Below are 20,659 nucleotides of genomic sequence, written 5' to 3'. Positions count from 1 at the left end.
GGGATTCGATGACGAAAGAGGTAAGTGAAACAGGATGGAACTTTGATAATAGTTATGCTCGTTTGCCGAAAGTATTCTTCACCAGCCAGAACCCAACCCCTGTACAATCACCTAAGATTGCTATTTTTAACAAATCATTGGCGATATCACTGGGTTTAGACGTACAGAATTTACAAAGTGAAGAAGGAGCAGCGGTGTTTGCTGGGAACAAAATACCTGAAGGTGCTTCCCCTCTTGCACAAGCATATGCGGGACACCAATTTGGGCATTTTACAATGTTAGGTGACGGTCGGGCGGTGCTTATTGGAGAACAGATAACACCAACCGGTGAGCGATTTGATATCCAGCTTAAGGGTTCAGGAAGGACGCCTTACTCACGTGGGGGAGATGGCCGGGCAGCAATTGGACCAATGCTGCGTGAATATATTATCTCGGAAGCAATTTATTGTTTAGGTATACCTACCACACGCAGTTTAGCAGTAGTAACAACTGGTGAAGAGATAGCTCGAGAATCCTATCTGCCAGGTGCTATTTTAACTCGAGTAGCTGCTAGTCATCTTCGGGTTGGCACCTTTCAATATGCCGCAAGATGGGGCAGTGAAGGGGAACTTCTGGAGTTAGCAGACTATGCAATAAAACGCCATTATCCTAAAGTTGAAGGTGCTGAGAACCGGTATCTTTCGTTTCTTCAGGAAGTGATTAATTGTCAAGCGATGCTGCTTGCTAAATGGCAGCTGGTTGGCTTTATCCATGGGGTAATGAATACTGATAACATGACGATAAGTGGGGAAACCATTGATTATGGACCTTGTGCCTTTATGGATACCTATGATCCTGCTACTGTGTTCAGTTCTATTGACCGAGAAGGCCGCTATGCTTATGGGAATCAGCCGAATATTGGTGTCTGGAATTTAGCACGGTTAGCTGAGGCTCTGTTGCCGCTTCTACATGAGAATCAAGAGGAAGCAGTTACACTCGCACAAGATAAGCTCTCCGACTTTGCTCAGCTTTTTGAATCGAACTGGCTAGAGGGAATGAGAGCGAAATTAGGAATTTTTAATGTAGAGGAAAATGATAAATCGCTAATAAAAGACCTTCTAGATATGATGCAAAAGCATCGTGCAGACTATACGAACACCTTCAGAGCCTTAACCTTGAATAAACCAGAAGAAACGATTCTGCATGGAACAACGGAATTTACTCAGTGGCTTGAACAGTGGCAGGCAAGACTAGGCAGGCAGCAGGGATCAAAGGACACTTCCATTCAGTTAATGAGAAATAGTAATCCTGCGGTAATCCCTCGAAACCACCGGGTAGAGGAAGCACTGGAAGCAGCGAATAATGGAGATTATAGTGTGATGGAGGGCCTTCTTGAGGCACTATCCAATCCATATGCGTACTCTTCAGAACAAATGGAATATGCTGCTCTGCCAGCGGCATCACCTCGTCCGTATCGAACCTTTTGTGGAACTTAAAAATGTTAAATTACAAAACAAAAGCCTTTCAGCTGAAAGGCTTTTTGTCTTCCTATGGAATCTATCGATTATTAATAGAAAAACAAACCGTTAAAAACTATTGAAAATATTTCCAGTACCTTTATAGTAGATACTAGATAAACAATAGATTCTACGGGGGTATATAGGTGAAGAAAAAGATTTGGATTTGGATATCAGTCATTGTAGGAATACTTGTCATTGCGAGCACGGGTACATTTTTATATGCCAAAACAGGGATTAAAACAGTAAGTACGGATGAAGGTGTCATGAGTATTAGCGTACAAAAGGTGAGTGAACAAGAATTGGTAGAATCAATTCTTGTTACAGGAAAAATTGTTCCAGAAAGCGAGCAAAAGGTCTTTATCGAACCGGAAAAAGGGGAAATAAGTGAATTTAAAGTAACAGAGAACCAAGCTATCAAAGCTGGAGATCCACTAATAATCTATGATTCTTCAAAAATTGATAGTGAACTTAAAAGAGCTGTCCGTGAGAAAGAATTGCTGCAAAGTAGAGGGAAAACAGAGCAAAATCAAATTTCTGATCTCAACAGCCGGATTAAAGAAGCTAAAAAGAAGCTAGAAACACAAGTTGCTGAAACTGTAGAGGCCGCTGAAGGGCTTGTTTCACAAGAAGACGTAAACCAGCTTTCCAATGAAAAAATCCAACAAGAGATGCAATATGAAAGTACAAAGTCGGAAATTACTTCGGCTGAAGAACGGATAAAAGAATTAAATGCACAGAAAAGTGAGATGACCATTGTAAGTAAAATGGATGGGATTATCGTAAAGGTTAATCAAAATGTGGCCAATACAGAAGCAGGAGGAGCAGAACCTGTTATCCACATTATTTCAAGTCAACCCTATAAAGTTATTGGATCGATGAGTGAATTCGATACCGTCAAGATTAAGGAAGGGCAACCGGTTATCATCCGGCCAAAGGTTTTTAAGGATCGTGAATGGCAGGGTGCGATTGAATCTGTTTCACAATTCCCAAGTGCAGATGGCGGCGGTGGAGAAGGATTCGAAGGCGGTGGCGGAGCTGGCAATGTAACCATGTATCCTTTTAAGGTTACAATTACCGATGATACGACCGAGTTACGGCAAGGCTTCCATGTTTCTTTAGAAATAAAAGCGGGTGAGACGGGCAAAAAAGTGGCTATCCCACATCCGGCTCTTATCGATGAAGCAGGAATAAAAATTGTATATATTTTAAAGGATGGTAAGTTAGAAAGACGTGAGATTCAAATGGGAGTGATGAACGATGCCTTTATTGAAGTTACATCAGGAATTACACCGGGGGAACTCGTGGTCCTTACACCAACGGAAGAAATGCATGATGGAATGGAAGTGACCGCATATGATGAAGTTGAGTGACATTACAAAAGTTTATGGTAAGGGTTCATTAGAGGTACCGGTACTTCATGGAATTGATTTAACGATAGAAGATGGGGAGTTTGTCGCCATTATGGGCCCATCTGGATCTGGTAAATCTACCTTAATGAATATCATTGGCTTTTTAGATTATCCATCATCAGGTACATATGAACTAAATGGTGAACAAATCGCCTCTGCAAAAGAGAGCATCTTAGCTAAGCTAAGAAATGAACATGTCGGTTTTGTTTTTCAACAATTCTTCATGTTTCCTAGAGATAATGCGATTAAAAATGTTGCTTCTCCGCTTGTATATGCCGGAGTTTCTAGGCGGGAAAGAACAGCAAGGGCAAAAAATCTCCTTGAAAAAGTAGGGTTAGGTGACCGGATGAAGCATTTACCTAATCAATTGTCTGGAGGCCAGAAGCAGCGTGTTGCGATTGCTAGAGCATTGGTTAATAATCCTACTATTCTCTTAGCCGATGAACCAACGGGTGCACTTGATTCGAAAACGAGTGAACAAATAATGAAGCTGTTCACACAGCTAAATGAAGAAGGAAAAACGGTGATCATTGTTACCCATGAAGAAGAAATAGCAGCATATGCTAAGAGAATTATTACGATAAAGGATGGCAGGATAACTGAAGACCGGAGGGTGTCTTCATGAATATATGGGATAGTTTTAAAATCGCCCTTTCGTCTATTTGGAACCATAAGATAAGGTCCATGCTTACAATGCTCGGCATTATCATTGGGGTAGCCGCTGTTATTATTATCGTAGCAATTGGTCAAGGTACGAAGAAGCAGATGACAGATGAATTGTTTAGTACGGATAAAAATGCGATTGATATATATTATGAATATATCCCGCCTGAAGGGGAAACCGAAGTGTTTTGGCAGGAACCTGAATTAACCTCTGAAGATATCGAAACCCTTGCGGAAGTTCCTGGTGTTAAGGCTGTGGTTGCAACGAATCAAGGCTGGGGAATGATGACACATGAAGATGAGCAGGGTGAAATGCAAATTACCGGTGTCGGTGCGGAATTCTTCCGAGCCAGGGATATTCAGGTAGTAGAGGGACGTGCTCTCTATGCCGCAGATAATGATGGTTTAAATCGAGTAGTGTTGATAGATACCATAGCAAGAGAAAAATTCTTTAAGGAGACCGAAAACCCAATCGGGGAGATTATTGACCTTAATGATAATCCATACAAAGTCGTGGGAGTGTATGAATCACCGCTGCCTGAACAATTCCGAAATAAGGAAACCGGGGAGATGCTTATGCCGCGTACTGTCATCTCGATGATGTTTGGTAACCGAGAAATTGAACAATTGCAGGTGATTGCTAGTGATCCTGAAAACATATCTGAAACAGGCAGACTCGCAGCCGATACATTAACCGTAGAAAAAGGCCTTGAAAACGGCCAATATTCGACAAATGACTTTGAAGATTATGAAAAAGAATTAAACACAATGATTTCGTTACTAACACTACTAATAGGTAGTATCGCAGGTATTTCCCTCTTAGTAGGCGGGATTGGTGTTATGAATATAATGCTAGTTTCTGTAACAGAAAGAACGAGAGAAATTGGACTTCGGAAAGCGATTGGTGCGACAAGAAGTAAAATCCTCCTACAGTTTCTAATCGAGTCCATCACGTTAACTTCCTTAGGAGGATTGATTGGAATTGGTCTGGCAGCAGTAGGCAGTATCCTCGTTTCCGAGTTTTCACCGATTACAGCTAGTGTTAGTCCGTTAATTGTTCTCATAGGTGTTAGTTTTTCAGCACTAATTGGTATTATCTTTGGATTGCTTCCCGCAAACAAAGCCTCTAAGCTTAGTCCAATTGAGGCATTGCGATACGAGTAACAGAATTTTTTTTCCCTCAGTAAAAAGTTCTGAGGGTTTTTTATTTTATTTCTAGTTTACTAGTTATAAAGCTGCAGCTTACGTGTATTATTAATATACATAAGTGAACGTGAAGTTGAGGTAATGTTTAATGATTAAGTCGGTATTAATAAATGAAGATACATGCTATGCATTGGCTGAGCAAAAGGCGAGTGAGTATTTTCAATCACTTTACCAGCAAGTTATGCAAAAAGATTATGTTCCTACGCTAACTAGAGATATACAATCCTGGAAGCACAACCATATTCTCCATCATTCATTATTTTCTATTTTCTCTCGTGGTAAAAGTAAAGCAGATCCCCGTGATTATCACAATTATATTAAATATCTGGATTACACTGGCAAACTAGACAATTACCTGGATCGAAGCATATCTTATATTTTCATGCGTGATTTGGGTAAAGCGCTGGATTCAAAAGAATCACAGGCTAGAATTAAGAGTGTTGTTAACAGTTTAAAAAACAACCTGACGCAGCCAAAGGAAAATCGTGAAAATAACAATGAGATTCTCTCAATGGCCTGGTTGTACAGGTGGGGACAGCAGGAATCTATTGAATCAACTATTATCTGGATGATAAATAAACTTAAAGTAGTATCCAACCACCTTCCAGAGGGGATGGATGCTAATCATGCCCAACGAAAACTTATTAAAATTATAGCTGGTGTCGTGATGCATGAGATTGAAGAAATGGGGGATAAAACTCCCTCTCTAGAACGGACTCGCAGACTTGATAGAGCCATTAGGATAGGTTATGCCTATGGTTTGACCTACCCCTATATTGATGACCTTCTCGATTCAAAAGTCTTATCCGAAAAAGAGAAAAAACAATACTCTAACCTCATCCGTACTACTCTTACTACTGGAGCAGTACCGAAATTGGGAGGGGAATGGGACGATAAGAATATAGCTTTGATTACCTTCATTCATTCAGAACTTCGAGAGGGATTTGAATATATTAAAGCACAACAGGAGCCAGAGGCAATCAAATCGTTTTTCGAACAAGCGTATGTATTTTTTCATTCGCAGGAAGTGGATCGTGAGAAGCATTTGTCTAATGGAAATTACACAAATGAAGACCTTTATATTCCGGTTATTCTCAAATCTTCTTCTTCACGATTAATCGTCAGATCTGTTATCAATGCAGCCGAAGATGAGGGCTTCGACAAACGAACCTTTTTTTACGGCATATACAACCAGCTGGCAGATGACTTTGCGGATATGTTTGATGATTTGAAGAATGGTGCCGTAACACCCTATACCTATTATCTGAAATATCACGATAAAAGGGACGATCTCATTAACCCATTTGAATTATATTGGAGTGTCATTGCCAATTTAATTCATCGTGTCTATCACTCGGATAAAAAGGCATGTGAAGTCATTTTAGATCGTGCCATAAACGGGTTAAAGCGATATAAAGAACGAATGGGCGTAAAACAATACAATGAAGTGATGGATCTCTTTTCTTCAGGAAATCCAAATTTCAATAGCCTCATTCAAAAGATGGTAGCTAAAGCAGACGACGTGGATTTCTTCGATAAACTCCTGCGTGACCATATGATAACAAACTTAAAAAAGGAACGAAAAGAGCAAGAGGAATTCGCAGATTTAATCGAAAATGTACGTAACGAGATCAATCATCTTTTACCAATCCCTATAGATGATACTTTGAATAGTCCAATTGTTAAGGCTGCAAACTATAGCCTAGAGGGTGATGGAAAGCGATTAAGGCCTATCATTACTTGGATTATGGGCATTCAGGAATACGGACTAGATCAGTCGGCCATTTTACCGCTAATCAAATCACTGGAATACATGCATACAGCTTCACTGATTTTTGATGATCTGCCAACACAGGATAATGCTGCTATTCGCAGGGGACGTCCAACTCTCCATATGGTGTACGATAGTGCCATAGCTGAATTAACAGGTCTCTATTTAACACAGAAGGCAATAGAGGAACAAGCATCACTCGAACAGTTCAATTCGAAGACCGTGCTAAGCTTGATACAATATTCTTCTAGATTGACGGAAGAAATGTGCAAAGGGCAGGCAATGGATTTATATTCTAAAGGAAAAGTGTTAACCGTAGAAGACTTAAATACTATGTGTTTCTATAAAACAGGACTTGGTTTCGAGGCGTCACTAATCATGCCTGCCATTCTTGCAGAAGCGAAAGAATCCGAGTTAACTGCCTTGAAAAAATTTGCTTATCATGTCGGCATTGCCTTTCAAATAAAGGATGACTTGCTGGATGTGGAAGGGGATTTGAACCTACTCGGAAAACCTATTGGAAAAGACGAAGAGAACAATAACTCAACTTTTGTATCAATTCTAGGTTCTGATGGTGCCAAAAAAGCGATGTGGGAGCACTATTGTGATGCTGTGGAAACCTTGCAGGTAGTTCCACGCAACACCACATTTCTAAAACATTTACTAAATTATATAGTCCACCGAGATCATTAAGAGTAATAAAAAGGTCCAAAAGCAAGGTAATAACCTAACGGTTGTTGCCTTTTTTATTTGGCTGTTTAACTTCTTACTTATACAACCTTAAAAATTAAAATAACCATTGAATAAAATTAATGAATATTTTCACTTTTTGTAATACAATAAATTCTTGCGAGGAGGAATAGTATGAATTTATTAAAAACTACAGTAGAGCATTTTAAACCATATTGGAGAAAGCTTTTGCTTGCCCTGTTTTTTTCTTTAGTGGGTGGAGCATTTACAATTTTGCCCCCTATCTTGGCGGGAAAACTGGTAGATGAGGTTATAGGCGATAGAGAAATGACCTTTTTACTTTTGGTTGTCGGTGGAGTTCTCGTTGCCTATTTAGGAAAGTCACTATTTGAGACATTGCAGGAATATGTACAAGTGAAAATCGGCTTAGATGTGATTACCGATATGCAGATTCGAGCCTTCAAAAAGCTGCACCGTACACCAATGTCTTTTTTTACAACCACACCAAGAGGTGATATGTTATACCGTCTGACTCACGATGTAGAGTCTATTCAAAACTTAAATAATACGGTGGTACCCCGTATTTTGCAGCAGGTTATTGGCGCAATTGCCGCATTTTCCGCGGTATTTGTTTTGTACTGGCCAGCTGCAATCGTGATGTTTGCCGTTTTTGCCATTTATATTTTTCCTTCGTTTAAATTAGGAAAAGTAATGAGAAAAATGAGTGCCACTCAGAGAGATATGAGTGCAGATATGTATCAACATTTACAGGAAAGTATTGAAAGTATTCGATTAGTCAGGACCTTTCAGACACAAAATGCTGAGATAGAAACACAGCAAAAGAAATTGTCTGATTGGAAAAACTTCTCCATTCGTGCAGCGTTGATTGGAAAAGTCAACTGGCGCTTAGGAAATTTATTCAATATTGCAACTCCTGGTGTTGTGATGTTAATTGGTGGATTTTCGATTTGGGAAGGGAATATAACCATTGGAACCCTCGTTGCTTGTCTTAGTTTCATTCCAATCATGTTTTTGCCTGTCCGCTCATTAGCTGAAAATGCGCTAACCATCCAACAGGCGATACCTGCTTTGCAGAGAATCTATGAATATTTTGATTTACCTGAAGAGCATGAGGAGAAGCTTCCGTCCTTCGGTGAGGTAGAAGGAAGGATCGACTTAGAAAATATCTGGTTTTCTTACCCTAACAGTGATAAAAAAATCCTAAAAGGCGTTTCGCTCTCAATGGAACAAGGGAGCCACATTGGGATTGTTGGTACAAGCGGCGGCGGAAAGAGTACACTCATTCAAATTCTGCTCGGATTATATGAACCTGATGAAGGGTCAGTCCTTATTGATGGAAAGAACCTTTTCGCATTTAACCGAAACAGCTTTAGGCAGCAGGTAGGAGTTGTTTCTCAAGAAACCTTTCTCTTAAACAGCACGCTTCGCAATAATCTTTTATATGGAAAGAAAGAAGCGACCCAAGAAGAATTAGATAAAGCGGTAGAAGCTGCTGGATTGAAGGATTTAATAGAATCCTTGGAAGATAAGTATGAAACGGTAGTGGGAGAACGCGGCTTGAAGCTTTCTGGTGGACAGCGACAACGTGTAGCACTAGCAAGGGCCATTTTACGTCAACCGCCTGTTTTAATCTTTGATGAAGCGACATCATCCTTAGATGGGGAAACAGAGGAAAAGGTTCAAGAGTCACTTGAACAACTAATTCCAGGAAGAACCACCATTACGATTGCCCATCGCTTAGTTACAGTTAGGAACGCAGATAAAATCCTCCTCTTAGACCAGGGGATGGTGGCAGAACAAGGGACACATGAAGAACTGCTGGCATTAAGAGGGCAGTATTACGAATTATACAAAGCTCAATATAGCGAGTTAGAAAAGGAGATGATCGGATGAATGCAAGCACCGTCTCCCAACAAAAAAAGAATCGTGATGGCCGCAGAGTCCTAGCTTTTTTAAGGCCTTATAAAAAGTGGGTCATTGCCGACTCAGTCGTTATTGCGATTAGTCAGGTTTTTTCAGCATTAATTCCTACGTTAGCACTTAGCTGGTTACTTGATACCATCATTCCGAATGAAAACCATTCCTGGCTGTGGGGGTTAATGTGGTTATTAATCTTTTCCGCCATCTTTGATCTAGTCATGATGGTTATTGATGAATATTTTTGTCATCAGACAGCTAAGACGGTAACCAACTGGCAAAAGCTGCGCCTTTTTAGTCATTTACAGGTGCTTCCATATTCCTTTTATCATAACAATTCATCAGGGGAACTATTGGCAAGAGTTTCGGATGACCCAGATACACTTCACAACTTCCTTGCATGGGAAGGTTCGACCTTCATGGCAAGCGTTCAGGGGGTTATCATTTATAGTCTGGTGCTGCTTTGGATTCATCCTTATTTAATGATTACCAGTGTGGTTCTAGGTATTATCTTTTATTGGACCTCCAATTATGTAGGAATCAGGACTAGAGCTGCCTCCGCGGATGCAAGACAGGAGGCTTCCCGATATCTTGAAAGACTAAGAGAATCGGTTACGGGCATCCATTTATCACGTGTTATGGGTGTTTCTGAGAATGAGGTAGATAGTGTTGTTGCCATCAGGAACTCCTTCGTTAAGCATTCGATTAAGGAACTAAAAGCAAGAATGCAATCGGTAGTGGTCATTGCTAGTTATAACGGATTTGCCTTAGGGATAGTCTACTTAATTAGTACATTATTAATTTGGAACGACAATTTAACCAGTGGACAAATGCTTACTGCGGGCGGATTAGTCACGATTGCAGCCAATGAAATGCAAAGACTGCTGCGTAACTGGCTATCTGTCAGAAGAACTGGACCAGCGCTAGATCGTTCAGATATTCTCCTTTCTAACCAGCCAGCCGACGCTGAAATAAAGAAAGGCATTCGAGGGGAAAGGGCAAGCGGCAGGATTAGACTGAAAGAGGTTACGTTTGCCTACCCAGAAAAAGAAGAAAATGTATTATCAGGTGTTACGTTTGATATTCAAGCGGGTGAAAAAGTGGCTTTGGTTGGACCGAGTGGTTCAGGAAAATCTACTATCGTTGACTTGCTGTTTAGGTTATATGAAACGAATAAAGGCCAAATTGAAGTGGATGGCAGAAACATTACTGAATGGGATACAGCATGGCTGCGGTCACAAATAGCAATTGTAACGCAGGATGTTCAATTACGGAGCGGTTCATTGGCAGATAATCTAAGAATCGGAAAAGCAGATGCTACTGATGAGGAATTACTAAAGGCCTTGCAGGATAGCGGTTTGGAAGAACTGGTTGACAGCCTGCCAGAAGGTTTGAACACAATGGTCGGGGAACGAGGCAGCCTTCTTTCTGGAGGACAGAAGCAGCGGCTATCGCTGGCGAGAGCAATCATTAAAGACGCACCAATCCTTATTCTGGATGAAGCAAGTTCAGCGCTTGATCCGATTACCGAAACAAAAATCAATGAGTCCGTTTTGAAAACCGGTAAGAAGCAAACCATCCTTATTATATCTCACCGTCTTTCTACCGTTCTCTCAGCAGACAAGATTATTGTTCTTGAAAATGGGGCAATTGTCGAACAAGGTGGACATGCGGATTTACTGAATAATACCAATGGTGTCTATGCAAGATTATTTGGAAGAGAAGTAGAAATTGGAGAAGAAACCATGAACACCCCTGTTATCTAAACCATCATAGTAAAAAAGGCAACCCCAGAGAAATCATGGGAGTTGCCTTTTTTTTGTAAGTGAAATTTAAATATTTTTTTAATCTTGAGAGATACTATCTTTGAAATAAATAAGGAGGTGCTACATATGCCAAACGCTAAACAATACGTTGATCAAAGTATGTCATCGGTTCAAAGTACGGTAAGTACATTACAGCAAGCTTTAAATAACGCTGAAAAACCAGATAACAAAAACAAGATTCAACAAGCAATTAATTCATTGAACTCTGTGCAGGAACAATTATCAGGATATCAAGATTAATAAAAACAGTGCCTGACATTCGAATGTCAGGCACTCTTTTTGTACTAATATTCAGGCTTCATCCAGATTTTTGATAAATCTACATACCCAAAATGCTTAATCTCGATGTTCATCAAATTAATGGAAAACGGTATTTGTCGCTTAGAATAATAGAGTGGAATGCAAAGGGAATTTTCAATTAAATACTTTTCTATTTTCAAATGCTGACCAATCCACTGTTCAAAGGGCAATTCATCATAGGCTCGAATCAACTTTTCCAGATAAGAATCACTTTGTGTTAATTTTCGAAGTGGGGAAAGCTTATTTTTTATAAAATTAAAATAAGAAAAGCTTTGGTTCAACTCAAAAATTTCTCCGTGAATAAATAAATCCGCCTCTGCTTTTAGATGATCATGATACAGGGCATCATGAAACGAAACTTCCTCTAACTCTGTACATAATCCAGCATGTTCAAGGATGGATTTTAACCAATAGGATACATCCTTTGCATATCCTGTGTACTTCAATCGTAACGGCTTTGAAAGTAAGGGCATTGATATTTTTGGGATTGAATAAGGCTTTGAATAACCTATTAAACAGCCAGAATTGTTTTCTGAAATACGTGAATCTATTGTAGAAATTTGTGAGCGATTTTCTTGTATTAGCATATGAATGTAATCTCGTACTTCTTTTCTAGCCATATCTGATTGGCGATATGGATTCATTACCACAATACCGAAGCCTGAATCACTTTCAACTTCGAACGTGCCTACCTCCCTAGATTCATGAGCACCATAATAAACATTTCCAAACTCTCTCGAAACCTGAATGAATTCAACACTATCTAATAGTGGACGCTCCCGATAATAGTGTTTAAAAGCATGTAGTACGGTTTTCTCTTCAGTATTTTCCCCCATATAAAAACTGCCTGTTCCGATGACCTGTCCGTTGGATTCTTTATAAATACTTGCAGTCATCATACTAAGCAGCGGTAAAATATATGGACAGCCATTTGGAAATTCAAGCTCAACCACGAGTGAAGCGGGTGAGGTAATATTTGTTATGGGTTTCCATAGTTCAGCATATATCTCATCTTGCTTCATTCGCATATAAGAGTGGACGACGTCCTCAGCTTTTAGAATGGAACCATCATGAAAGGGTACATCTTTTCTCAAGTACAATGTCAACTTAGTATTCGTTAATTCCCAGCTATGTGCTAGCTCAGGGGTTATTGTATTATCTTCCTCCAATGTTGCCGCACGGTTATAAATGTTTGCAACAAGATTGGCGCTATGTACGTCTGCAGCTTTTAATGGGTGATAGGTTAAGAAACGGTAAAATCGAGGAATAATGAGCCTGTCCTGCCCCTCTTGATGAAACCCAAACTTGGATTGAAATTTAGTCATCAATCGTTGCTTTGTTTCAGTCGACCAGTTAAACAATAATAATTTACTTACTTGCTCAATCGAATAGCACTCCAACTTGGATAGGAAATGTTCTTCATACGCTGATTCAACATCCTTCGTCCACTGCAATTTCGAATCGTTTCCTCTTCCTCTGCCAGCCTGAAATGTCAGCCAGCCTTCTTCTTGCCATTGGCTAAGTTTCCGGCGTGTCTGCTTTGCGCTAAGATTTAATATCTCAGCAAGCTCCTGTACCTTGACTTCCCCAGTAGCGGATGAATTCCATAATGTTAATAAATAATGGTCCATATTCACATTCCTTTAAAAGTAGACATTTTTTTGAAAATTGGTCATTTTTAAATAGTTACGTCTAGTTTACTATAAAGAGTATGAAAGGTGTTGATAAATATGGCGTGGAAAGAATATCCCCAAAATATTAAGGTTCGACTGATTACCTCGTTTTTTAATCGAGCAATTGCAAGCTCTGTAATGCCGTTCATGGCGCTCTTCTTTGCGCAGCAGAAGGGTGCGGTGTGGGCAGGCGTTTTCTTAGCAATCACGGTCATAATAAGCTTCTTTATTAACTTTATCGGCGGCTATATTTCAGACCGCTTCCCTCGAAAAAAAATAATCATCTTATCGTCATCGTCCAGTGCACTTATGTTTGCACTTATGACGGTAAGCTTAATGCCTGAAGAAAAATGGATTGTATTATTTGCAATCAGTTATGTAATTTTCACGATTACAAGCTCTCTCGGACGTCCTGCCGTACACGCAATCATCATTGACTCAACAACACCCGAAAATCGAAAGAGTGTTTATGCCCTCGATTATTGGCTGGTTAATTTAGCCATGGCGATTGGGGCAGCATTAGGCGGACTTTTATATGTAAATCATCAATTAGAGCTGTTTATTACATTAACCATTGTATCTACCAGCTTGCCGATTGCCTATGGCATCTGGCTAAAAGATACACGTGTAAAGCTGCTTGAAAAGAAACATGAAAACATTTTTATGGATCTCGTCCAAAACTACAAAGTTGCCTTCCAGGATAAACCATTTGTCATGGCAGTGGCAGGGTCGATGTTTATTTTTGCAGCAGAATTTTCTTTAAATAGTTACATAGGTGTTCGTTTGGCAGAAGAGTTTAAATCCGTATTTGTAGGAGATTTTGAAGTTGCTGGCGTAAGGATGCTTAGTTTTCTAAATATCGAAAATATGCTGATGGTTGTCGCCCTAACCTTTTTTGTTACGAAAATGACAGATAAATTTTCGCCGCGAAAGATGCTGCTGCTGGGGCTGTTACTTTATAGTGCGGGCTATACCATCGTCACATCGGCTAATATCTGGTATGTCTTGATTTTATTTAATGCCATTGCGACAATTGGCGAGCTTATTTATTCACCGATTGCCAATGCTGAAAAGGCAAACATGATGCCGGAGGATAAACGCGGTTCCTATTCTGCTTTTTCTAATTTAGGCTTTAGCGGAGCAGATTTAATCGCTCGTGGTGCCATCGTATTGGGCGCATTTTTACTGCCGACGATGATGTCCGTTTTCCTTGGAATGATAGTAATGGCCGGGACTTTCCTTCTCTATAGTGGACTTTTTGTGGTAAATAAGATCAGAGTTCAAAAAAACATGTCAACTTGAATTAGGAGGCTAAAATGCTAAAGGTAGAGATTAGAAGACCTAGTATCGAAGACCTAGAGGAATTGAACCTATTTTTTAGGACGGTCCTTACCGATACATTTGCAAGAGAAGGATTAGCAGATTTAGTGGAAGAGATTGAAGCTGATATTGAAAGTAAGAAAAAGTATTTGAAGATGGATTTTGAGACTAGCGGCGAGAAAAGGTATTTTTTAATAGCTTTGTTACAAAATAAAATTATTGGAACCATAGCCTGTGGGAATGCGAATGAACTGATAGAAGAGTGTACCAACGGAGAACTGGTGAATACGATTGAAATAGGGACGGTATACGTACTTCCTGAATATCAAAGACAGGGCGTAGGAAATAAACTCTTAGCTGAGATGTTGAGGACATTAAATGCCAGGGGGATCCAAGAATTCTGTCTAGACAGCGGCTTCAAAACAGCCCAAACCATCTGGAAAAAGAAATTCAAAGAACCTGAGTATTGTTTGAAGGATTATTGGGGTCAAGGGCAAAATCATATGATTTGGAAAATACCAACGAGTGGAGTCTATTTCTAAAATAGGCTCCTTTTTATTATTTAGTTGTAATCCATAATATTATAGTGTTATAATGTGGTAGTATGATAATATGGTAACGTACTAAAGCAAAATTATCTTAAATAAAAGGGGTACATACAAATGAAGAGACGAATAGCAACCATGATTCTTATCGTAACTGCAGTACTTTTAATTTTTTCTGGATGTTCCAACTCAGCTAGTAAAAAGGATGATAAGCTTGTCATCGGAATTGATGATAAATTTGCACCAATGGGATTCCGTGATGAGGATAATAATATTGTAGGTTTTGATATTGATTACGCTAAAGCAGCAGCAGAAAAGATGGGAACGGAAGTTACATTCCAGCCAATTGACTGGAAAACGAAAGAAGCTGAGCTTAGCAGCGGACGAATTGACCTTATTTGGAACGGATACACTATTACCGATGAACGGAAAGAAAAGGTTCTTTTCACAAAACCATATTTAAAGAATGCACAGGTGATTGTAACTCTCTCTGATTCAAAGGTTACTAAATTAGCTGACTTAGAAGGAAAGGTAGTTGGGCTGCAGTCACTTTCTTCAGCTTCTGACGCTTTAAATGCTTCATCTATTAAGGAAAAAGTTAAGACCGTAACAGAGTTTGCTGACAATGTACAGGCATTAACCGACTTAAAGAGTGGTCGTTTGGATGCTGTGGTCATTGATGAAGTTGTCATCAATTACTACATGTCTAAAGAGGAAGACACATTTACGGTACTTGAAGAGTCGCTTGCACCTGAAGAATATGGTATTGGTGTAAAAAAAGGCAACGAGGAATTATTAGAAAAGCTCCAAAAGGCACTTGATGAGATGAATGAGGACGGAACTGCTGCAGAAATCTCAAAAAGTTGGTTTGGAGAAGATAAAGTTCTAAAGTAATATGAAAATAAGGCAAAACAGGATTTCCTAGTGGGAACCCTGTTTTGTTTTTGGAGGAATTAGTATGTCACTTGAATATTTCGCATCGATTCTTGTTCCTATGCTTGAAGGGGCGCAGATGACGATTCTTTTGTTTTTCATTGCAATTATCGTCTCCGTGCCACTTGGTTTCCTGCTTACTCTTGCTGTAAAAAGCAGCTTAAAGCCAGTATCATTACTTGCCCAGGGCTATATTTACGTTATGAGAGGGACACCGCTATTACTACAATTATTATTAATCTGCTTTGGCCTGCCGATGCTTCCAGTGGTCGGAGAATATTTAGTATTAGATCGATTCGTTGCTGCTTGTTTAGGATTCGTATTAAATTACGCAGCGTACTTTGCAGAAATATTCCGCGGTGGTCTATTGGCGATTGATAAAGGACAATATGAGGCATCAAAGGTTCTTGGTTTAAGTAAATGGCAGACAACCACAAGAATTATTTTACCGCAAATGTTTCGGGTTACCCTTCCGGCGATTGCGAATGAATCCGTGACACTCGTTAAGGATACCGCACTGCTCTATGCAGTTGCCGTACCGGAGCTGCTTCACTATGCTCAGACAGCAGTAAACCGTGACTTTACGATTGTCCCATTTTTCGTTGCTGGTTTGATATATCTCATAATGACGCTGTTTTTAACATTTGTATTTAAAGGGATTGAACGCAGATATAAATTTGAATAAGAAGGATTGGTTAATGTGGCAATCATTGAAGTATCCAGCCTGAAAAAGTCATTTGGCAAGGTGGATGTACTAAAGCAAATCACCTTTGACGTAAACAAAAATGATGTGGTAGCGATTATCGGTCCATCTGGATCAGGGAAAAGTACGCTGCTTCGGAGCTTAGTTCACTTGGAGGAAATAAATTCGGGAAGCATTACGATTTCTGGTGAAACCTTTGTTAAGGATGGAGTCTATGCAAAGCCACAGGAAATCAAGAAGATTACCTCGAAAATGGGAATGGTCTTCCAGCATTTTAATTTATTCCCGCACCTGACGGTTAAGGAGAATCTAGAATTGCCTCCTAAATTGGTAAAGAACGAGCCCGTTTCATCCATTCAGCAAAGAAGTACAGAGCTGTTAGGAAAAATTGGTCTGACAGAAAGAGCGGATGCCTATCCAGCCAGCCTTTCGGGCGGTCAAAAACAAAGGGTGGCGATTGCGAGAGCACTGATGATGAATCCTGACATCCTTTTGTTTGACGAACCAACTTCAGCATTGGATCCTGAATTGACAGGAGAGGTTCTAGAGGTTATGAAGGCACTAGCACAAGAGCAGATGACAATGATTGTTGTGACACATGAAATGGGCTTTGCCAGGGAAGTGGCAAACAGAGTTGTTTTCATGGATAACGGTGAAATTATTGAAACGGGACACCCATCTGATTTATTTACAAATCCCCAAAATGACAGGACAAAGGCCTTCTTAAGTAGAAGCTTGAAATAAGAAAAAGGGTACAGTCATGAAAAGACTGTGCCCTTTTTGTATGGATTAATTAACTGCCATATTCTCCGGTGTCATGGCTTATCTGCCAGTGGATTCCGAATTTATCCGTTATCTGGCCATAGAGTTTAGCCCAAAAGGTTTCTTGGAGCTCCATCGTAACAGTGCCGCCTTCTTTTAATTGATCATACCAAGATTGGATATCATCCAAATTTTTACTTACTAATGCCATTGTTATGTTGTTGCCTTCAATAAATGGTGATCCAGGGAAATTGTCAGAGAACATAACAGTACTTCCATCGATGTTTAGTCGAGTATGCATGATTAAATTTTTTGCTTCCTCTGGCATAGGGTAATCAGGATGTTGCGGTTGTTCACCAAAAGTCATAATTTGCGGTGCTTCTGTTTTAAATACTCTCGCATAAAATTCAACTGCTTCACGGGTGTTACCATTGAAAACAAGATAAGCATTTATTGGCATTTTCTTCACTCCTCTTAAAGGCTATGTACAAATTTCATTATATCCGATTAATTCGGTATTAGACTGTTTAAATCCTTTTTTATAGCAATGGATTTAAACTAAAATAGTCCAACGCCTGTAAGAGGGTGTACGGCTCTGCTTGATGCGGTAGGAAAAACCATTCTAGATGTTGGTTATCGATTATCAAAAACAAAGGAGGACTATCGGCCTGGAAAGGTTATTTTTGTAATCACCACAGATGGTTTTGAAAATGCCAGCAGGGAATTTACCTACAAAAAAGTGAAAGAGTTAATTAAGCATCAGCAGGAGAAATATAACTGGGAATTCATTTTCTTAGGAGCAAACATTGATGCCGAGAAGGAGGCAGACAGTCTTGGAATTAAGAGCGAGAATGCATATAGCTTTGAAGCTTCTGAAGAGGGAGTTGAGTGTATGTACAAGATGGTAAGTGAGGCAGTTACGGAAAAAAGAAGTGTGTAGTTAAAACGAAATCAACTAGTCTTTTTTTGAAAATTTGTATTCAGAATTATTTTTTGAAATAATAGTGTAGTCTCACTTAGGATTTTTAAGAAAGAAGGTATGATTCGTGCCCTATAGAGTGAAAGATACAATGATTTCAGAGACAGAAATAAAACAAAGAGTGAAAGAATTAGCAGAGGAAATTGAAAGAGATTTTAAGAATGAGCCAATCATGTTAATCGCTGTACTTAAAGGTTCCTTTGTATTCGCAGCAGATTTGATACGTGAAATGAAGGGGAATATAAACGTCGATTTCATTTCGGTTTCAAGTTATAGCGACCAAACAGAAACAACTGGGAAAGTAAAACTATTAAAGGATCTTGATGAGGATATCACGAATAAAAATGTTGTGGTGGTTGAAGATATCATAGACAGCGGTTTAACGTTGCATTTTTTGAGAGACCATTTGAATATGCATAAACCGAAACAAATTAAGATTTGCACACTCTTAGACAAGCCTGAAAGAAGAAGAGTGGAATTACCAGTGGATTACGTTGGCTTTGTAATCCCAGATGAATTCATCGTCGGTTATGGAATCGACTACGCACAGAATTATAGAAATTTACCTTATATTGCGACCGTGGAAGAGTATTAGTTTTCTCAACTTAGAGGAGGTAGTATGCTTTGACTGCAAATATTTTTAAAGGGAAAAATGAAGATGAAAAAAATAATCTAGAAGAAATTCTTGAACATTCAATTGAGGTAGAAGAAGATCTCATGAGGTCGTATCTCATTACAGCAGAGCGGATTCACGATGATGATGAATTAAAGGAACGCCTCGAAAACTTTGCAGAAGGTAATGCCAAAAGGACAAAGCAGCTTATCGATGAATTAAATGAAAATAAAGAGAAGAAGTAACTCCAAAGCTGTGTGGTAAAATCCACGCAGCTTTTCATATTTCGAATAGGTAATGATACATACTATAGGAAAGGAGTGTGTTCAAAATGAAAAAAGGATTTTTGGTCCTAGGAATTATTCTTGCTGTGATTGTTATATTTGGTATATCGTTAATGTCGAGTTATAACAACTTTGTTACCCTTGAAGAGAATGTAGACCAATCATATGCACAGATTGAAAACCAACTGCAAAGAAGGCTTGATTTGATACCAAACCTAGTGAATACCGTTAAAGGATATGCTTCACATGAAAAAGAGGTAATCGCAGAGATTTCTGATGCAAGAGCAAGGCTGGCAGGGGCGAATACAGTGGAAGAAGAGGCTACGGCAAATGCAGAATTAACAGGTGCACTTAGTCGATTGCTCGTAGTAGTTGAAAACTATCCGGACCTAAAAGCTGATAAACAGTTTACACAATTAATGGACGAGCTCTCTGGAACAGAAAATAGAATTTCTGTAGCACGGAAGGATTACAATGACCAGGTTGCTGTATACAACAAAAAAGTAAAACAATTCCCTGGGGCACTGATAGCAGGGATGACAGGTTTTGATGAAAAAGAATATTTCACTGCTGATCCTAAAGCAGCAGAAGCCCCTGAAGTAGACTTTGGAGGCAATGGAGAATGAAACCGAAAGCGGTCTTCAGCCTTCTTTTTTTCGTTTTTTTTCTATTTCAAGGTGAAGCACTTGCTGAGAATATCAAAATGCCAGCTCCGATTGGCGATATTTATGTACAAGATTTTGCTAAGGTACTAACGCAAGCTGAAGTAGAGGAAATTAGAAGCTTAGGAAGAACAGTAGAAGATCAAACAACTGCACAAATTTCTGTGTTAACGGTAGATTCCATTGGAGAAAACAGTATGGAGGAATATGCAAATGAAGCCTTCAGACAATATGGAATTGGAAATGAAACAGAAAACAATGGTGTCTTGCTTGTTATTTCTGTTATCAATCGATTAATCCGAATCGAAGTAGGTTATGGGCTGGAGGGGAGAATTCCAGATGGTAAAGCGGGAAGAATCCTTGATGAGCATGCCATCCCCTACCTTCAAAATGAACAGCCAAACAAAGCAATACTAGAAACTTATAAGGTACTAGCGGATGAAGTTTTAGCCGAAAATGGGCAAGAAGAAGGTGGATTGTCTTCCCCTGACAGACAAGTTGAACAGACCAGCGATGGCGGGTTTGGAATACCTTCATGGCTTGTGATTCTCATAGTCATTGTCGTTGTGTTTCTAGACTTTAAATTTTTTGGCGGGACACTAACCTATTTACTTCTATCCATCATCTCTCTTGGCAGAGGTGGAGGCGGCGGCGGTTCCAGAGGTGGCGGGGGAGGTTCCTCAGGCGGCGGGGGTGCTGGCCGGGGCTGGTGAGTTCCTTTTTTACTAAGATTAGAAATTTGGGGTCTACCATAGTTCTTGGAGCTGTGGTATTTTTATGCAATAGAAAAAAATAATCTCGAGATAAATATTCTTTGATAAACATTATCATGTGGATTACTATCTTAAGAAATATGAAACAAATGAATAACAGAAATAGAATA

General features: G+C 39.5%; 20 protein-coding genes. 18 read left to right on the top strand and 2 right to left on the bottom strand.

Going from position 1 to position 20,659, the window contains the following annotated elements:
- Positions 1 to 8: 8 nt before the first annotated feature.
- The 8 genes from M3189_RS21820 (at position 9) to M3189_RS21785 (ending at position 11,242) form a co-directional block, all read left to right on the top strand.
- Entirely contained in the window at positions 9 to 1,475 is a 1,467-nt protein-coding gene (locus M3189_RS21820; RefSeq protein ID WP_251637996.1) for a protein adenylyltransferase SelO, read from the top strand.
- 167 nt (positions 1,476 to 1,642) lie between these two features.
- The gene (locus tag M3189_RS21815) at positions 1,643 to 2,869 is read left to right on the top strand and encodes an efflux RND transporter periplasmic adaptor subunit (RefSeq protein ID WP_251637908.1); all 1,227 of its coding nucleotides are present in this window, start codon (positions 1,643 to 1,645) and stop codon (positions 2,867 to 2,869) included.
- Positions 2,853 to 3,533 carry an ABC transporter ATP-binding protein gene (locus tag M3189_RS21810; protein WP_251637906.1) on the top strand — a complete coding sequence of 227 codons (681 nt, stop codon included), beginning with the start codon at positions 2,853 to 2,855 and terminating at the stop codon, positions 3,531 to 3,533. Before M3189_RS21815 ends, M3189_RS21810 begins: the two co-directional genes overlap by 17 nt.
- A complete protein-coding gene (locus M3189_RS21805; RefSeq protein ID WP_251637905.1) occupies positions 3,530 to 4,735 on the top strand; it encodes an ABC transporter permease in 1,206 nt (401 codons plus the stop codon). The genes M3189_RS21810 and M3189_RS21805 overlap by 4 nt, the downstream gene beginning before the upstream one ends.
- Positions 4,736 to 4,865: 130 nt before the next feature.
- A complete protein-coding gene (locus M3189_RS21800; RefSeq protein ID WP_251637903.1) occupies positions 4,866 to 7,241 on the top strand; it encodes a polyprenyl synthetase family protein in 2,376 nt (791 codons plus the stop codon).
- A 171-nt stretch (positions 7,242 to 7,412) separates the two neighbouring features.
- Positions 7,413 to 9,152 carry an ABC transporter ATP-binding protein gene (locus tag M3189_RS21795; RefSeq protein ID WP_251637901.1) on the top strand — a complete coding sequence of 580 codons (1,740 nt, stop codon included), beginning with the start codon at positions 7,413 to 7,415 and terminating at the stop codon, positions 9,150 to 9,152.
- Entirely contained in the window at positions 9,149 to 10,942 is a 1,794-nt protein-coding gene (locus tag M3189_RS21790) for an ABC transporter ATP-binding protein (protein WP_251637898.1), read from the top strand. Before M3189_RS21795 ends, M3189_RS21790 begins: the two co-directional genes overlap by 4 nt.
- Before the next feature lie 126 nt (positions 10,943 to 11,068).
- Entirely contained in the window at positions 11,069 to 11,242 is a 174-nt protein-coding gene (locus M3189_RS21785) for a hypothetical protein (protein WP_251637896.1), read from the top strand.
- 44 nt (positions 11,243 to 11,286) lie between these two features.
- Here the strand turns inward: M3189_RS21785 and M3189_RS21780 are convergent, their stop codons facing one another.
- Positions 11,287 to 12,933 (bottom strand): ABC transporter substrate-binding protein, encoded by a 1,647-nt coding sequence (locus tag M3189_RS21780; RefSeq protein ID WP_251637894.1) that lies wholly within the window; start codon positions 12,931 to 12,933, stop codon positions 11,287 to 11,289.
- Positions 12,934 to 13,032: 99 nt separating this feature from the next.
- Here M3189_RS21780 and M3189_RS21775 point away from each other — a divergent pair, with 99 nt between their 5' ends.
- The 5 genes from M3189_RS21775 (at position 13,033) to M3189_RS21755 (ending at position 17,220) form a co-directional block, all read left to right on the top strand.
- A complete protein-coding gene (locus M3189_RS21775) occupies positions 13,033 to 14,277 on the top strand; it encodes an MDR family MFS transporter (protein WP_251637892.1) in 1,245 nt (414 codons plus the stop codon).
- Between the two features lie 14 nt (positions 14,278 to 14,291).
- Entirely contained in the window at positions 14,292 to 14,837 is a 546-nt protein-coding gene (locus M3189_RS21770; protein ID WP_251637890.1) for a GNAT family N-acetyltransferase, read from the top strand.
- A gap of 120 nt (positions 14,838 to 14,957) precedes the next feature.
- Positions 14,958 to 15,734: an amino acid ABC transporter substrate-binding protein gene (locus M3189_RS21765; RefSeq protein ID WP_251637888.1), complete on the top strand. Its 777-nt coding sequence runs from the start codon at positions 14,958 to 14,960 to the stop codon at positions 15,732 to 15,734.
- Between the two features lie 64 nt (positions 15,735 to 15,798).
- Entirely contained in the window at positions 15,799 to 16,458 is a 660-nt protein-coding gene (locus M3189_RS21760; protein WP_251637886.1) for an amino acid ABC transporter permease, read from the top strand.
- A 15-nt stretch (positions 16,459 to 16,473) separates the two neighbouring features.
- Complete coding sequence (locus M3189_RS21755) at positions 16,474 to 17,220, top strand: amino acid ABC transporter ATP-binding protein (RefSeq protein ID WP_353057479.1); 747 nt, start codon at positions 16,474 to 16,476, stop codon at positions 17,218 to 17,220.
- Positions 17,221 to 17,269: 49 nt separating this feature from the next.
- On the opposite strand, the gene M3189_RS21750 is transcribed toward M3189_RS21755, so the two are convergent.
- Positions 17,270 to 17,698 carry a VOC family protein gene (locus tag M3189_RS21750; protein ID WP_251637883.1) on the bottom strand — a complete coding sequence of 143 codons (429 nt, stop codon included), beginning with the start codon at positions 17,696 to 17,698 and terminating at the stop codon, positions 17,270 to 17,272.
- A 279-nt stretch (positions 17,699 to 17,977) separates the two neighbouring features.
- On the opposite strand from M3189_RS21750, the gene M3189_RS21745 reads away from it, so the two are divergent.
- From M3189_RS21745 to M3189_RS21725, 5 genes are all read left to right on the top strand, one after another.
- Positions 17,978 to 18,178 (top strand): hypothetical protein, encoded by a 201-nt coding sequence (locus tag M3189_RS21745; protein ID WP_251637881.1) that lies wholly within the window; start codon positions 17,978 to 17,980, stop codon positions 18,176 to 18,178.
- 130 nt (positions 18,179 to 18,308) lie between these two features.
- A complete protein-coding gene (gene hpt, locus M3189_RS21740) occupies positions 18,309 to 18,812 on the top strand; it encodes a hypoxanthine phosphoribosyltransferase (RefSeq protein WP_285889776.1) in 504 nt (167 codons plus the stop codon).
- A gap of 29 nt (positions 18,813 to 18,841) precedes the next feature.
- Entirely contained in the window at positions 18,842 to 19,075 is a 234-nt protein-coding gene (locus tag M3189_RS21735) for a hypothetical protein (RefSeq protein ID WP_251637879.1), read from the top strand.
- An 86-nt stretch (positions 19,076 to 19,161) separates the two neighbouring features.
- Entirely contained in the window at positions 19,162 to 19,740 is a 579-nt protein-coding gene (locus M3189_RS21730) for a LemA family protein (protein ID WP_251637878.1), read from the top strand.
- Complete coding sequence (locus M3189_RS21725) at positions 19,737 to 20,489, top strand: TPM domain-containing protein (protein WP_251637876.1); 753 nt, start codon at positions 19,737 to 19,739, stop codon at positions 20,487 to 20,489. The genes M3189_RS21730 and M3189_RS21725 overlap by 4 nt, the downstream gene beginning before the upstream one ends.
- Positions 20,490 to 20,659: the final 170 nt, after the last annotated feature.

This window comes from Neobacillus niacini, from assembly GCF_023715415.1.
In the GTDB taxonomy this organism is placed as follows: Bacteria; Bacillota; Bacilli; order Bacillales; family Cytobacillaceae; genus Neobacillus; species Neobacillus niacini_C.
The sequence above is the reverse complement of the archived record's forward strand: the minus strand, read 5'-3'. Positions and strand labels throughout refer to the sequence as shown.